General features: G+C 56.5%; 13 protein-coding genes. 8 read left to right on the forward strand and 5 right to left on the reverse strand.

Translation table 11 applies throughout. The annotated features are described in order from the left end of the window. Positions 1-12: 12 nt before the first annotated feature. Positions 13-612 carry a GNAT family N-acetyltransferase gene (locus FBY13_RS11825; protein ID WP_096011405.1) on the reverse strand — a complete coding sequence of 200 codons (600 nt, stop codon included), beginning with the start codon at positions 610-612 and terminating at the stop codon, positions 13-15. Between the two features lie 526 nt (positions 613-1,138). Between FBY13_RS11825 and FBY13_RS11830 the strand changes: the two genes are divergently transcribed. The 4 genes from FBY13_RS11830 to FBY13_RS11845 all read left to right on the forward strand — a co-directional run bounded on the left by FBY13_RS11830 (position 1,139) and on the right by FBY13_RS11845 (position 5,613). Continuing rightward, positions 1,139-2,470, forward strand: a complete 1,332-nt coding sequence (locus FBY13_RS11830; protein WP_096011534.1) for an extracellular solute-binding protein — start codon at positions 1,139-1,141, stop codon at positions 2,468-2,470. 86 nt (positions 2,471-2,556) lie between these two features. Then, entirely contained in the window at positions 2,557-3,429 is an 873-nt protein-coding gene (locus FBY13_RS11835; protein ID WP_109716749.1) for a carbohydrate ABC transporter permease, read from the forward strand. Next, positions 3,429-4,244 (forward strand): carbohydrate ABC transporter permease, encoded by an 816-nt coding sequence (locus FBY13_RS11840; protein WP_063878044.1) that lies wholly within the window; start codon positions 3,429-3,431, stop codon positions 4,242-4,244. The genes FBY13_RS11835 and FBY13_RS11840 overlap by 1 nt, the downstream gene beginning before the upstream one ends. Before the next feature lie 37 nt (positions 4,245-4,281). Then, positions 4,282-5,613: a glycoside hydrolase family 28 protein gene (locus tag FBY13_RS11845; protein ID WP_096011406.1), complete on the forward strand. Its 1,332-nt coding sequence runs from the start codon at positions 4,282-4,284 to the stop codon at positions 5,611-5,613. A 1-nt stretch (position 5,614) separates the two neighbouring features. On the opposite strand, the gene FBY13_RS11850 is transcribed toward FBY13_RS11845, so the two are convergent. Next, entirely contained in the window at positions 5,615-6,685 is a 1,071-nt protein-coding gene (locus tag FBY13_RS11850; protein WP_063878046.1) for a tartrate dehydrogenase, read from the reverse strand. Positions 6,686-6,820: 135 nt separating this feature from the next. Between FBY13_RS11850 and FBY13_RS11855 the strand changes: the two genes are divergently transcribed. Then, positions 6,821-7,753 (forward strand): LysR family transcriptional regulator, encoded by a 933-nt coding sequence (locus FBY13_RS11855; RefSeq protein ID WP_145394225.1) that lies wholly within the window; start codon positions 6,821-6,823, stop codon positions 7,751-7,753. A 155-nt stretch (positions 7,754-7,908) separates the two neighbouring features. Next, on the forward strand, positions 7,909-9,345 hold the full coding sequence (locus FBY13_RS11860) for a methyl-accepting chemotaxis protein (RefSeq protein ID WP_145394226.1): 1,437 nt from the start codon (positions 7,909-7,911) through the stop codon (positions 9,343-9,345). Positions 9,346-9,527: 182 nt separating this feature from the next. Here the strand turns inward: FBY13_RS11860 and FBY13_RS11865 are convergent, their stop codons facing one another. After that, positions 9,528-9,818 (reverse strand): DUF1330 domain-containing protein, encoded by a 291-nt coding sequence (locus tag FBY13_RS11865; RefSeq protein ID WP_063878049.1) that lies wholly within the window; start codon positions 9,816-9,818, stop codon positions 9,528-9,530. A gap of 11 nt (positions 9,819-9,829) precedes the next feature. Then, entirely contained in the window at positions 9,830-10,693 is an 864-nt protein-coding gene (gene yghU, locus FBY13_RS11870) for a glutathione-dependent disulfide-bond oxidoreductase (protein WP_063878050.1), read from the reverse strand. A gap of 230 nt (positions 10,694-10,923) precedes the next feature. Between yghU and FBY13_RS11875 the strand changes: the two genes are divergently transcribed. After that, positions 10,924-11,841 (forward strand): aminoimidazole riboside kinase, encoded by a 918-nt coding sequence (locus FBY13_RS11875; RefSeq protein ID WP_145394227.1) that lies wholly within the window; start codon positions 10,924-10,926, stop codon positions 11,839-11,841. A gap of 186 nt (positions 11,842-12,027) precedes the next feature. On the opposite strand, the gene FBY13_RS11880 is transcribed toward FBY13_RS11875, so the two are convergent. After that, complete coding sequence (locus tag FBY13_RS11880) at positions 12,028-12,234, reverse strand: hypothetical protein (RefSeq protein WP_145394228.1); 207 nt, start codon at positions 12,232-12,234, stop codon at positions 12,028-12,030. A gap of 131 nt (positions 12,235-12,365) precedes the next feature. Between FBY13_RS11880 and FBY13_RS11885 the strand changes: the two genes are divergently transcribed. Next, positions 12,366-15,452, forward strand: coding sequence for a beta-galactosidase (locus tag FBY13_RS11885; protein ID WP_145394229.1), 3,087 nt, complete (start codon positions 12,366-12,368; stop codon positions 15,450-15,452). Positions 15,453-15,473: the final 21 nt, after the last annotated feature.

A 15,473-nucleotide genomic window follows, 5' to 3' on the forward strand; every position in this document is an offset into this window, starting at 1 on the left:
AAACTCCCTCACTCAAAGTAACTGGCCCATATAAATGGCGTTGCTGCGCAGGATGTGGCTGAATCCCATGCGTTGATAAAAAGCGCAAACCTGTTCATTTTGCAGGCTGACGCCAAGATGGACGCCTTTTACGCCGGCTTGCCGCAGCGCAGCCAGTTCATGCGCGATCATCTTGCGGCCCCAGCCGCCCTGTTGTACCGGCGGCAGCAGATTGATATGCAAATGGGCGGGCCACTGCGCCACTAACTGCGCATCGGCACGATCGGGTTGACGAATGCTGTCGAGAATTTTGCTGTCATAAGGGGCGCTGGCTGTGCGATCGCGGTATTTATCCTGAAGCTGAGGCCACCAGTGGTGCTCAAGCTGCGCTTCAAAGGCGCGGGTATCTGGCGCGGCGACGACATAGCCCATCACCTCACCCTCTACCTCCAGCACAAAAGCAAAATCCGGCGCAAAACGGGCATAGGGCACCGCAAAACGCTGCCCGGGATACTCGGGATCGGAATAGTGGTTACGGGCATCCTTACCGGCATTGGCGGTTTCCAGACAGATGCGGTAAAGCGCTGGATAGTCCGACTCGGTGGCCGGACGAATGACACCTTGATTCGCCATCGTCATCTCTCACAGGTCAGTAGTTGAACAACCTCACGGTAATGAAAGCTGACTTAGTTTTCAAGATGGAATAATTACCCTGTTATCCCAAACCGGCATCGGCGTTGGCATTAATGGCTGACCAGACCAGTCTCTGTGGGCTTCTGTGGCGGGCAGCAGCCTGCCTGTCAGGAATTGGCAGGGTAAATAAAAAGTTAAAAATGTGAGCGTCATAGGATTTTCATATTTTTTATCAGCAAGTTATTACGCCACTTTAGGCGTGGTTTATCCTGCTGCCTGGAGGCGAACGGGCACGGATAATGCGCTAAATCCACCTTGATTAGCCCGTGCTTATGCTGACTGCAGGCCCGCCATTGTGTTTTTTTGCGCAGGCTCACAACCTGGTAATTCACTCCGTGGGATGTTTGACTTTATTTTTTTATTAAAGTAACTATGAGTGAGAAGGTGATTTATGCGGCTACAGTCTGCAGGATTGCAGACCCTGTGAAGAAAGGATGTCCATCCTGTATTGGAGAAAGTGAGCATGATGTCTGATTCCTCAGTTCGTTCGTTCCGTTTTCGCACCTCGGTTCGTAGCCTGTTGGCGGCGGGCTTGCTGATGGGCAGCGTTGCTCATGCCGACAGCACCGTCACTCTTAATGAGTGGGATATCTACAGTTATCCTCAGCAAACGGCGGCAGTTGACGAAGGTATTAAAGCCTTTTCCCAGCAAAACCCCGGCATCGTCATCAACCGGTCCGTGCACTCCTTTGAAGACACGCGCATTCCGTTGAAGCTGGCCCTGACCGCCGGTGAAGGTCCGCAGATTGCCCAGGTGAATCAGGGCGGCGGCGATATGGGTTCGCTGGTCAAAGACAAACTGCTGTTGCCGCTGGACAGCTATGCAGCCGAATATGGCTGGACCCAAAAATTCCCGGACTCGATTCTCAAACGCAACCGCTGGTCTGACAGTGGCCAGTTTGGTAGTGGCAAGCTGTACGGTGTGGCCAGCCTTGGTGAGATGGTCGGCCTGTACTACAACAAGGCGCTGCTGGATAAAGCCGGTATTGCAGTACCGAAAACCCTGAGCGAACTGGACGCCGCGATGGCAAAACTCAAACAGCAAGGCACTGCGCCGATGATGCTGGGTTTGTTAGACGGCAATATGGGACAGCAGCTGCTCAGTACACTGTGGGAAGCACAAATTGAAAGCAGTGACCGCAAAAAACTGGATGATTTGATTTACGACGTAGGCGGCACTTTCAAAGATGAAAAACTGACGAAAGCCGCCACGATGATGAAAAGCTGGGCTGACAAAGGTTATCTGTTCCCGGGCTATCAGGGCATTGGCCATGATGATGCCGCGACGCTGTTCCAGAACGGACAGTCTGCGTTCCTGGTCAGTGGAACCTGGTATCTGGGTCAGTTCAAAGACAACAAAGATATCCATTTTGCCGCGATGCCAGCCGGTGACGGCGTTAAACAGCCGTTAATGGTCGGCGGTACCGATTTGGCCTTCTCGATGACCAGCATGGCGAAAAGCAAAGCGCAGCAGGATGCCGCCGCCAAATTTATCAACTATATGGTGTCAGACAGCATGGCAAACCGGTGGCTGAACGTCGGTTTCCTGCCAGCCAGCACCAATAAAAACGCAAAAATTCCGGCGGATAACCCACTGTTGGGCGAAGCCTGGCAGGTGTGGCTGGCGCTCAATGCCTATGATGGCCTGGGCCACTACGTCGACTGGGCAACCCCAACCATGAACGCCGAACTGAATCAAAACGTTCAGCTGTTACTGGCGGGCCGACAGACGGCAGAGCAGATGGTTATTAACTTCGATAACAACTACCAGCGTTATATGAAAACCCTGAAACACTAAGCCGGTCGCCCGGCAGCGAACCTGCCGGTCGCCCGGCAGCGAACCTGCCGGGCCTGAATGTCGATCTCACTACGACGAGTACGGTTATGTTGAATCAAAGCAGTTGGCGTAATTTTCTCTATCTTCTTCCCGCAGTGCTGGTTTATGGGCTGTTTCTGCTGTTGCCACTGCTGGCTTCACTGGGGATCAGCTTTACCGAGTGGGATGGAACCTCCCTGCCGGTTTTCGCGGGCGTCAGTAACTACCTGCGCATGTTCAGCGATCCGGTCTTCTGGATTGCCCTTGGTAATAACGCCATCCTGATGCTGTTTTATACGCTGCTGCCCATCAGCGTGGGGCTGCTGCTGTGCAGCTTTCTGTATGACACGCGTAACAATACCGAACGCAGCGTACTGCGCATCCTGTTCTTCCTGCCCTATATCATGCCGATGGCGGTTCTGGGCGTGGTCTGGCGCTGGTTGTATAACCCGGCCTTTGGCCCCATCGATCAGTTCCTGCGTGCCGTTGGATTGCCGCAGCTGGCGATGTCCTGGCTCGGTGATTTTACCTGGGCACTGCCGGCCGTTGGCATGGTCGCCACCTGGTACTTTTTTGGTTTCTGTCTGGTGCTGTTTATGGCGGGCCTGCAACGCATGGACCCGTCCCTGCTTGAAGCGGCCGATCTGGATGGTTCCTCGCGTCGTCAGAAGTTTATGCGCATTACGCTGCCGGGACTGCGCCCTGAGTTGCGCATCGCGCTGTTGCTGACGGTGATCGCCAGTCTGAAGGCCTTCGATCTGGTGTATGTCATGACGCAGGGCGGTCCCGGCACATCCACCATGGTGACCAACATCTTTATGTACAAGCAGGGTTTTGATCTGCACTACTTCGGCTATGCCTCATCGGTTGCCGTGTTCAGTATGGTGATTGTGTTAGGGATTAACTACCTGATTCATCTGGCATTGAAGGAACGTTACTGATGAAAAGCACCCCGATCCTTTCCCGTGCGCTGATCTGGATAGTGGCGCTGATGACCATCATGCCGTTTCTGATGGCGTTTATGACCTCGTTTAAAACCCAGATGGAGCTGTTTCAGGGCGTCTTTCATTTGCCCGCCTCACTGAATGTGAAAAACTACATCACCGCCTGGCAGCAGGGGCACTTTAACGTTTACTTCATGAACTCGGTGCTGGTGGTGTTCCCGGTGGTGCTGTGCAGTATTTTACTGGGCATTCTGGCCGGATTTGGCTTTGCCCTACTGAAGATTCCCGGCAAAAAAGTGGTGGCGGGCATGCTGGCGCTGGGCATGGTGCTGCCGAGTGAAGCCTTTATTATTCCGCTCTATCACGAACTGCACTGGATGGGGCTGACCAATACCTATCTGGCCCTGATTCTGCCGCAAATCGCGCTGTCGTTGCCGTTTACCACGTTGATGATTGCCAGCGCTTTTCAGCAGGTCCCCAAAGAGCTGGTGGAAGCCGCGGTGATGGATGGCGCGCCGCGTGTCAAAATCCTCTGGGGTATTTTAGTCCCGGCGATTTGGCCTACGATCTCGACGCTGGCGCTGCTGCTGTTTATCTGGACGTGGAACGAATTCCTGATTCCGCTGATTCTGGTTAACAAAGATGAGCTGAGAACCCTGCCCATTGGCATGATGTTTTTTCAGAACAAAAACACCATTGATATTCCGGTACTGATGGCAGGCGCGATGATCGTCATTATGCCGCTTATCGTGGTCTTCCTGTTTTTCCAGCGTAAGTTTATCAGCGGCGTAACGGAAGGTGCGGTGAAGTAAACCCACCCGGTAATTCCTCTTTAACTAAGGCTGGATGATGCATCTTTCCCTTGCCGACTTTCACCCCGTAGCGGACGGTGAAACCCCGGATACGCGTGTTCTGCAACGGGCGATTGATCAGATTGCTGCGGCTGGCGGTGGGCGACTTACGCTGCCGCCTGGCCGTTATCGCAGCGGCAGTCTGCACCTTCCTTCTGATTTCGACCTGCACCTTGAAGCCGGTGCGGTCCTGATTGCCAGCCGTCATCTGGCTGACTATCAACAGTGCAAAACGCTCAGCTGTGCAGAAAAATCCCACAATGTCCTGCTGTATGCCCTGGGGCAGCGTAACCTGACGGTGAGTGGTAAAGGCCGTATTGAAGGGGACGCCGAAGCGTGGTTTGCGGTGGACCCTGACGAACAGGGCTACCGGGTGCCAAAACCCGACAGGCCGCGCATGATTGTGTTTGAAGATTGCGAGCAGGTCACGCTGAAGGACATCAGCGTTATCCATGCGCCGATGTGGACGGTGCATCTTGTCAGTTGCCGCCATGTGCACATTGACCATTTGACCATCGATAACGCCATGACGCTGCCCAACACCGATGCACTGGATATCGACAGCTGCGAGGCGGTTTTTATCAGCAACAGCTACTTCAGTGCCGCCGATGACGCGATTTGCATCAAAACCACCTTTAAGCCTGCAGGCCTGCGCCGACCGGCCCGACGGATAGCGGTCAGCAACTGCCTGCTACGCAGCGACAGTTGTGCCTTTAAGATTGGTACGGAAACCTGGGACGATATTGAAGATATTACCGTTTCAGGCTGTACCCTGTTTGATTCCAACCGCGGTATCGGCATTGTGTCACGCGATGGTGGGGCGATTCGGCGCGTGCTGTTCAGCGCTATCACCTTTAACTGTCACCATGTTGCCGCCTGCCACTGGGGCAAAGCCGATCCGCTGTTTATCTCGGTGCGCACCCGCGATCCGCTGGTGCCGCCTGGGATCGTTGAACAGATCCAGTTTACTCATCTCAGCGGTGTGGCAGAGGGCGCGATCAACCTGCATGCGGCGCAGCCCGGCTGGATACGTGATATCACTATCAACCATTTACAGCTGCGACAAGGTGTCGCGCAGGGTGTGCAGGGACAGTACGATGTGCGTCCACCCTGTAACCCGGATTCCCCGACGGGGATGGGGCTGGATAACGCTTACCGGCTGGATAAAACCACCGGCGACGCTTACGGTGTTGAGCGCTATCCCGGCGGCCTGCCGGGACTGTTTGCACGAGGCGTAGAGAACCTGCAACTGAACAACCTGACGATTCAGCGGCCTGAGCCGCTGCCGTCAGGCTGGCATCCGGACAGCGTCGTGCTGCTGGCAGAATAAGTTACAGCGCCGCCGCGATCGCGGCACCCAACTGCTGCGTGTCGGCGCTGCCACCGAGGTCGCGGGTTAAATGCTCACCGGCGGCCAGGGTACGCTCAATGGCATTCAGCACAGCATCACCGGCCTCTTTGTAGCCGAGATGCTCCAGCATCATGGCACCACACCAAATCTGTCCAATTGGGTTGGCGATATTTTTACCGGCGATATCGGGCGCGGAGCCGTGTACGGGTTCAAACAGGCTCGGGAATTTGCCTTCCGGATTGATATTGGCGGAAGGGGCGATGCCGATGGTGCCGGTACAGGCCGGGCCTAAATCCGACAAGATATCGCCGAACAAATTGCTGGCGACCACCACATCAAACCAGTCGGGATGCAGGACAAAATTGGCGGTAAGAATATCAATATGATACTTATCGACCCGGATATCGGGATAGTGCTCACCCATCGCCTGAACGCGGTTGTCCCAGTACGGCATGGTAATCGCGATACCGTTCGACTTGGTGGCAGACGTCAGGTGTTTTTTGGGCCGACGCTGGGCAAGCTCGAAGGCAAACTTCAAAATACGATCGACGCCCACGCGGGTCATGACGGTTTCCTGAATGACCACTTCCCGCTCTGTGCCAGGGAACATGGTGCCGCCGACGCTGGAGTACTCGCCTTCGGTGTTTTCGCGCACCACATAGAAGTCGATATCGCCCGGTTTACGGTTAGCTAACGGCGCTTTAACGCCGGGCATCAGGCGCACCGGACGCAGGTTAACGTACTGATCAAACTCACGACGAAACTGCAATAGCGATCCCCACAGCGAAACATGATCCGGCACCACATCAGGCCAGCCTACCGCGCCAAAATAGATCGCATCGAACGTTTTCAGCTCAGCAAACCAGTCATCCGGCAACATTTTGCCATGCTGTTGCCAGTAATCGGCGCTGGCATAATCGAACCACTCCCAGCGCAGCGGAATGTTGAATTTTTCTGCCGCCGCGTTCATCACGCGCACGCCTTCTGGCATCACTTCTTTGCCAATACCGTCACCGGGGATCACGGCAATACGATGGATCTTCTCTGTCACAGGGCACCTCTGAAGTTGGTAGGGTTAGCCCGCCGGATTTCAGTATGCTGTCTTTATGCAGCTTGATTTATAGCCGGGCGTTAGCGCAGTATAACTCTCCACCTGAGGTAAACAATTGGCCTGAAAGTTAATCCCATGTTAAATCAAAGTAGAGAATCACGAACCTCAAGCGACGATTTAGCGTTTTTTCTGCGCGTGGCATCTTTGGACAGTTTAACGGCGGCAGCGCGGGAGCTGGGGCTTTCTCTGGCGGCCGTCAGCAAACGCCTGAGCCTGCTGGAACAGCGGCTCGGTGTCCAGTTGCTGCGCCGCACCACGCGCAAGCTGGAACTGACGCCGGAAGGCCGCCGTTACCTGGAAGGCGCCCGTCCGCTGCTGGAGCAACTGGTGGCGCTGGAAGACGCGGTCAGTGGTGAAACGGCCCAGCTACGCGGCACGCTGAATATCAATGCCTCTTTCGGCTTTGGTCGCCGTCATATCGCGCCCTGCGTTTCCGCCTTTGCTGCCCTGCATCCTCATCTGGCGCTTTCCCTGCAGCTGAGCAGTCAGCCGCTGAATTTTCTTGATGCCCATGTGGATATCGACATTCGCGTCGGCGAACCGCCGGATTCGCGGCTGGTCGCGCGCAAGCTGGTGCAGAACCCACGTGTACTTTGCTGCTCGCCGGCTTACGCAGCAAAACATGGGCTGCCGGACAGTATCCGGGCGCTGGCGCAGCATAACTGCATTTTGCTGAGACAGCATGACAGCGACTTCGCGCTGTGGCGCTTTGTCAGCAATGCAGAGAGCCTGAGCCAGAAAGTGCGCGGAAACCTGGTGACGAACGATGGCGAAGTGGCGATGCGCATGGCGCTGGATGGCCATGGCATTTTGCTGCGCTCGTGGTGGGATGCGAAACACAGCATCGGCGCAGGGGCGTTACTGCACGTGCTGCCGGAATGGCGCTCGCCGGACGGCGATATTTATGCGGTCTGGCAGGCGCAGCGTCAGCAACCGGCCCGCATGATGGCGTTTGTCACCTTTCTGCAGGAAAACCTGCAGCTTGATACCGCATCAACCAAACTGTGATGGTTCGCACAAATCCTCCACCTAAAACATCACCATTAGTAAAGTATTTTGACGCTTTGTCGATAGCAATCTGAGGTGTCTGCGCCCGTTGCGCCGATCATAATTGCCCGCGTTTCCGTCCGGAGGCGCGGTTTAACCTCTGGTGGAAGCGTAGCATGGATAAAAACCGATCACGCGCGGGGGAGGGCGTTTCGCTCCAGCGTATTGCACAGCAGGCCGATCGGCTGATGGTGGTGCTGTGTTGGATATTGTTGGTGATTTCAGTCATTGTGGGCAGCCTTTATCAGGCAACTCTGCTGGCGGTCATCGTGGGGGCTGGCCTGGCCCTGGTCGCCACGCTGGTGGGATGGCTGGCAAATGGCACGCTGTTTTCACGATTATGGCTGGCCTTCACGCTCATCGGTTTCGCGGGCTTACTGATTCAGCTGGGCCAGGGGGAAACTGAATTTCACTTCTCGGTGTTTGTCTTGTTGTCAGTGCTGCTGGTTTATCGCGACAGCAGACCGCTACTGATGGCCGCCGCGACAGGTGCAGTGCATCATCTGCTGTTCAACTATCTGCAGGAAAACGATCTATTTGGCATCGTGGTCTTTCATCATCCCGGCCTGAATATGGTGTTATTTCACGGGTTGTTCGTGGTGGTACAAACCGCGATGCTGGTGGTGATTGCGCGTCAGATGGCGGCAGACATGCGTTCGGCGAGCGAGGTCGCCCAACTGGCCGCCTGGATCAACCGTGAACCGGGTTGCCTGACGCTGTCGGCGGATACGCAACAGAGTCAAACGCCGTTCGCCAAAACCTTCAGCCAGACGCTGGGCACCATGCGCGGTACGCTAAATCAGGTCAGCCACGGCGTCTCCGCACTGCTGCAGGAATCCGACAGCATGCTGTCGCGCAACGCCGCCCTGTCGCAGCGCACCGACGAGCAGGCGCAGGCGCTGGGCGTTGCCACTGCAGCAATGTCGCAAATCAGCGTCGCCGCCAGTCATACGCGGGATAAAGCGCAAACGGCCTGCGACCTGGCCCGTGAAACCTGTCAGGTTACCCGCCAGGGACAACACAATATTCAGCAGGCAATGGCCTCCATGGCGCAAATTAACGTGGAGTCGGGGCGGGTCAAAACCATCCTTGAGCTGATCGACGGCATCGCGTTCCAGACCAATATCCTGTCCCTGAATGCCTCGGTGGAAGCCGCCCGCGCCGGGCAGGAAGGCCGTGGCTTTGCCGTGGTCGCCAACGAAGTACGCACCCTGGCGCAACGGTGTGAAAATGCCGCCCGTGATATTCGCCAGCTCATGGATATGTCCAGTTCCAGTGCCGAGCAGGGCACCGTACAGGTTGATCAGGCCGCCCAGACCATGCAGGCCATTCTCGTCAGTATCGACAGCCTTTCCCGGCTTGTGAACGAGCTGTCGGAGATGAGCGTGCAGCAGAATCAGAGTATCGAACAGATTCAGCACAGCATTAACAGCATTGACGACAGCGTGCATCACAACGTTAAACACGTGACGGAAACGCTTCAGGTGGCGCAGCAACAGCGTCAGCAGGCCAGTGCATTACAGCAGGCTATCTCACTGTTCCGTTTTAGTTAAGCGGGGCAGGCAGAAACGCGGTCGTGGGAGCGCGCGGCTGAGGGCACAGGTGCAAACCCGGCCATTGCCGCGCAGAGTGGCGCGGGCGCGTCACTGACGTCGTATTGAGCCGCCGTAAATCAGCAGGCCAGCCAGCTTCACGGGCTGGCCTGCTGGACGACGGCTGTTTTCAGGGCAAACGGTTATTCGACGCCTTTCACCAGCAGAACACGGTAATTAGCGCCTTTCAGGCGGTGCTGTTTCGCCTCCTGATATTCTGGACTGTCATACCAGGCGTGGGCGGCGTCGGTGCTTGGGAATTCAATAATCACCACACCTTCCGCTTCAGGCCCTTCCAGGGTTTCCAGCTCGCCATAAAAGGCTAAAGGCTTGATGGGATGGTTGCCATGGGCCTTACCCGCTTTCTCAGCGTAGATGGCCATTTCATCCTGATTCAGGGTATTGTCACGAATAAATACAACGTAAGCGCTCAACGTGTTTCTCCTCAGGCTTTTTTATCTTGGGTTTGTGTATCAAAGTCCGATGCGTCATGACGCTCGCGCAGCTGATCGGCTGGCTCGCCCATCACACGGTTTACTTTGCGGCCGCGTACAACGGCCGGACGCTGGGCGATCTCTTTGGCCCAGCGCACCACATTTTTGTAGGACTGCAGGTCAAGGAACTCTGCCGCATTGTACTGGTTGTAGAGCACCATGCTGCCGTACCACGGCCAGGTCGCGATATCCGCGATAGTGTAATCATCACCTGCCAGATAACGGTTGTCAGCGAGCTGACGATCCAGCACGTCAAACTGACGCTTCGCTTCCAGCGAGAAGCGGTTGATCGCGTATTCAATCTTTTCCGGTGCGTAGTGATAGAAGTGGCCAAAGCCGCCGCCAAGGTAAGGGGCAGAGCCTTGCAGCCAGAACAGCCAGTTCAGCGTTTCGGTACGTTGAGCCGGATCTCGCGGCAGGAAATAACCATATTTTTCCGCCAGATAGAGCAGGATGTTGCCGGATTCAAATACGCGAATGGGCGGGGTAGCGGAATGATCGCACAGTGCCGGGATTTTGGAGTTGGGGTTGATCTCAACAAAACCGCTGGTGAACTGGTCACCTTCACCAATATTAATTAACCAGGCATCGTACTCTGCATCGTTCACGTTCAGCGCCAGCAACTCTTCCAGCAGAATCGTCACTTTCTGGCCGTTAGGTGTGCCAAGAGAGTAGAGCTGCAACGGATGCTTACCCACTGGCAGGGCTTTTTCATGGGTAGGGCCCGCGGTAGGACGGTTTGTGCTGGCACCATTACCTTTCGCTTCCGGGTCCCACTTCCAGACTTTAGCGGGCTGATAGTGTTGTTCAGACATGATGAGGTTCGCCTTTTTGTGTTTGGAGTTTTCACGAGTGTAGCAGTTGCCAGCGCGCCGGTTTAACCCTGATGGCGGTGACTTTGTATCGCTTTACTACCGTGCTACAGACAGCTTTACCGCGTTTTGGCGTGCATTTTGCTGGCGCAAATCACATTCATTACGCCCGAGCGTTGCTATGCTAAAACGGTTTAGTAAACTTTTAGCTGCATCTGAGTAGGGAGAATAATATGTCAGCGCGAGTCTGGTGTCTGGGTGACGCCGTGGTGGATCTGCTTCCGGACGGGCCGGGGCATTTAATACAGTGTGCCGGTGGGGCGCCGGCGAATGTGGCGGTCGGGATTGCCCGTTTGCAGGGCAGCAGCGGCTTTATTGGCCGGGTCGGGGACGATCCTTTTGGTCACTTTATGCAACATACGCTGGCGACTGAGCAGGTTGATACCCGCTATATGACGCTCGACAGCGCCCAGCGTACCTCAACGGTGGTGGTGGCGCTGGATCATGAAGGTGAGCGGACTTTTACCTTTATGGTACGGCCCAGCGCAGATCTGTTTCTGGAAGACGGCGATCTCCCCACCTTTCAGCCGGGTGAATGGCTTCACTGCTGCTCGATTGCCCTGGCGGCGGAACCCTCGCGTTCCACCACTTTTTCTGCCATGCAGCAGATAAGTGATGCCGGCGGTTTTGTCAGCTTTGATCCCAATATTCGTCACGATCTGTGGCGTGACGACGTCCAGTTACGGGACTGTGTGAACCGGGCGTTGCAGCTGGCTGATGTGGTCAAGCTGTCTGAGGAAGAGCTGGTGTTTCTGACCCAGGATGCGCAAGGCGATGACAGTATGCAGGCGCTGGCTGAACGCTTTGCGATTCCGCTGCTGATGGTTACCCAGGGCAAAGCCGGGGTAAAAGTCTGGCATCAAGGGCAGCATTATCACTATCCCACGCTGCCTGTAGTCAGCGTAGATACCACCGGCGCAGGGGATGCGTTTGTCGCCGGGCTGCTGTGGGGCCTGGCGGAAAAAGGGATGCCGGCCAATGAAGCTGAGCTGGCGGCACGGCTCAGCAGCGCCCAGCAGTGCGGCGCGCTGGCGACCACGGCGAAAGGGGCCATGACTGCGCTGCCTTATCGTCATCAAATTGAAGGATAATTAGTCGATAACACCGCGATTCATGGACGAACCGCCATCGCCCGCATCAGGTCAGCCTGCGGGCGGTGTCCCGGTCAGCGTCAACCGGTCGCGTGACTAAAACATCAACGGGCCAACCATTCCAGGTGGCTATGCAGCCTGTCGCGTCAGGCTACGGTTAACCAAGCGGCCCCTGGCTGTGCTGAATCACCGGCCGCTGGCGATGAGCAGCGTTAAGGCCGGGATTGCCAGCGCCAGGGTTCGCCCCTTTGCCTGTTGCAGGTCGCCAGGCGCCAACGGCGCAGCGCGACCGGTTTTAACCGCTGTCAGTCTGTTTCCCCGCCCATTTTTGGCCGCCCCCGTTGGTGGACGGCCCGTGCTGTCCGGTTCCGCAAGGACAGCGACGCGGATCATAAACTTTATCGCCAGTCACGCTTTGCTGTGAGGCAGTTCACTCATTCGCCCTTCCTTGCTTTACATCCCCATCCCGGCCTCGTAATGTCAGTTTAATGTGAGCGGATAACAATTTTACGCAGGAGACTGCCATGACCCTGGATACACATTCACTAGCGGCCGTACTGGCCCGGCGCGACTGGGAAAACCCCGGCGTCACCGAACTGAACCGACTGGACGCCCATCCCCCATTTTACAGCTGGCGCAGCGCGGAAGCGGCGCACGAGAATGCACAATCCGCGCAGCGAAAAAGCCTGAGCGGCGAATGGAAATTTGCCTTTTTTCCTGCGCCCGAGGCGGTGCCCGACAGCTGGCGCACCCACGACCTGAGCGATGCGGTCACTCTCGCCGTGCCGTCAGTCTGGCAGATGCAGGGCTACGATGTGCCGGTTTATACCAATGTGACCTATCCCATTCCGGTTGATCCGCCGCGCGTTCCGGCTGAAAATCCCACAGGATGTTATTCGCTCACATTTAATGTCGATGCTGACTGGCTGCAAAGCGGGCAAACCCGAATCGTGTTTGACGGCGTGAATTCCGCCTTCTATCTCTGGTGCAACGGGCGCTGGGTGGGATACGGCCAGGACAGCCGCTTGCCATCTGAGTTCGATCTGAGCGAGTTTCTGATCGGCGGTGAAAACCGACTGGCCGTTATGGTGTTGCGCTGGAGCGATGGCAGCTACCTGGAAGATCAGGATATGTGGCGCATGAGTGGCATTTTTCGCGATGTCTCCCTGCTGCATAAGCCCGCCAGCCATATCCGCGACCTGCGCATTCGTACCCACTTTAACGACGATTTCAGTCGTGCCCGGCTGGAAGCCGAGGTGCGCGTAGCCGGGGCGCTGGATGACGACTTACGGGTTAGCGTGCAGCTCTTCGCGGCTGACCAACTGACCGGCGAAGCGACCTCGCCACTGGGCAGTGCAATTATTGACGAACGCGGCGCGTGGAACGACCGGGCCACGCTGTGTATCAAGGTCGATAACCCCGCGCTGTGGAGCGCCGAAACCCCGCATCTCTATCGGGCTGTTGTGCAGTTACATCGGGCAGACGGCACGTTGATTGAGGCGGAAGCCTGCGATGTAGGATTCCGTCACGTCAGCATTGAAAACGGCCTGCTGTTGCTGAACGGTCAGCCATTGTTAATCCGCGGCACCAACCGGCATGAACACCATCCTGAACGCGGTCAGGTGATGGATCGCGACACCATGGTGCAGGACATTTTGCTGATGAAGCAAAACAACTTCAACGCGGTGCGTTGCTCCCATTATCCTAACGATCCCTTGTGGTATCGCCTGTGTGACTATTATGGCTTGTACGTAGTCGATGAAGCCAACATCGAAACCCACGGCATGGTGCCGATGAATCGCCTGAGCGACGATCCCACCTGGCTGCCTGCGATGAGCCAGCGCGTCACGCGTATGGTGCAGCGCGATCGTAATCATCCCTGCATTATTATCTGGTCACTGGGCAACGAATCGGGCCACGGCGCGAACCACGATGCCCTGTACCGCTGGCTGAAAAGCGAAGATCCGTCCCGTCCGGTACAGTACGAAGGCGGCGGCGCGAATACGGCAGCCACCGATATTATCTGCCCGATGTATGCACGGGTCGATCAGGATCAACCTTTCCCGGCCGTGCCGAAATGGTCCATTAAAAAATGGCTGTCTATGCCGGGCGAACAGCGTCCGCTTATTCTCTGTGAATACGCCCATGCTATGGGGAACAGCCTTGGCGGCTATGCAAAATACTGGCAGGCATTTCGTCAGTATCCGCGTCTGCAGGGCGGTTTTGTCTGGGACTGGGTCGATCAGTCATTGATTAAACATGACGATAACGGCGAACCCTGGTCCGCTTACGGTGGCGATTTTGGCGATACGCCCAACGATCGTCAGTTCTGTATGAACGGACTGGTTTTTGCCGATCGTACGCCCCATCCTTCGCTTTATGAAGCCCGTCACGCACAGCAGTTTTTCCAGTTCAGACTGCTACCGGGCAGCGAACGCACGCTGGAAGTGACCAGTGAATACCTGTTCCGTCACAGCGATAATGAAATCCTGCACTGGTCGGTTGCCCAGGACGGCAATCTGCTGGCCTCCGGTGACATCACGCTGGATATCGCCCCGCAGGGCAGCCAGCAGATCAGGCTACCTGACGTGCCGCTGCCTGCATCCGCAGGCCAGCTCTGGCTGACGGTGCGGGTGGCGCAGCCTCAGCCGACCGCCTGGTCAGAAGCCGGTCATATCAGCGCCTGGCAACAGTGGCCGCTGGACGAAATTCTGAGCATCGCCGTACCCTCTCCGGCGGCGAACGCGCCTCAACTCAGCAGCAGCGAAGCCAGCTACAGCATTGCGCTCAACAACCAGCGCTGGGAATTTTGCCGTCATCAGGGCGCACTTATGCAGTACTGGATTGACGATAAGCCGCAGTTACTGGCACCGCTGCTCGACCAGTTCACCCGCGCGCCGCTGGATAATGATATCGGTGTCAGCGAAGTCACCCGCATCGATCCCAATGCCTGGGTAGAGCGCTGGAAAGCGGCGGGCCACTATCAGGCAGAGGTGATGAACCTGCAGTGCAGTGCTGAAACGCTCTCCAGTGCGGTCGTGATCACCACCGCCCATGCCTGGCAGTTCCAGGGCAAAACCCTGTTTATCAGCCGTAAAACCTACCGCATTGATGGATTTGGCGAGATGGCGGTAACGGTCAATGTGGAGGTGGCAAGCGGCACGCCTTATCCGGCCCGCATCGGTATGAGTTGTCAGCTGACCGAGATTGCCGACCGGGTGAACTGGTTAGGCCTGGGACCGCATGAAAACTACCCGGATCGCCTGACCTCGGCCTGCTTTGATCGCTGGGATTTACCGCTGAGTGAGATGTACACCCCGTATGTCTTCCCCACCGAGAACGGGCTGCGCTGTGGTACGCGAGAACTCAGCTATGGCGCGCATCAGTGGCGCGGCAACTTCCAGTTCAACATCAGTCGCTACAGTCAGAAACAGCTGATGGAAACCAGCCATCGCCACCTGTTACAGCCTGAAGCGGGCACGTGGCTCAACCTGGATGGCTTCCATATGGGCGTCGGCGGAGATGATTCCTGGAGCCCGTCGGTATCACCAGAATTCCTGCTCAGCGCAGGACGTTATAGCTACCAGTTTATCTGGGGGCAGCAAAAATAATGCGCGGGCAGGCTCTCGCCT

The sequence above is a fragment of the Pantoea sp. SJZ147 genome (genome assembly GCF_007828605.1).
In the GTDB taxonomy this organism is placed as follows: domain Bacteria; phylum Pseudomonadota; class Gammaproteobacteria; order Enterobacterales; family Enterobacteriaceae; genus Pantoea; species Pantoea allii.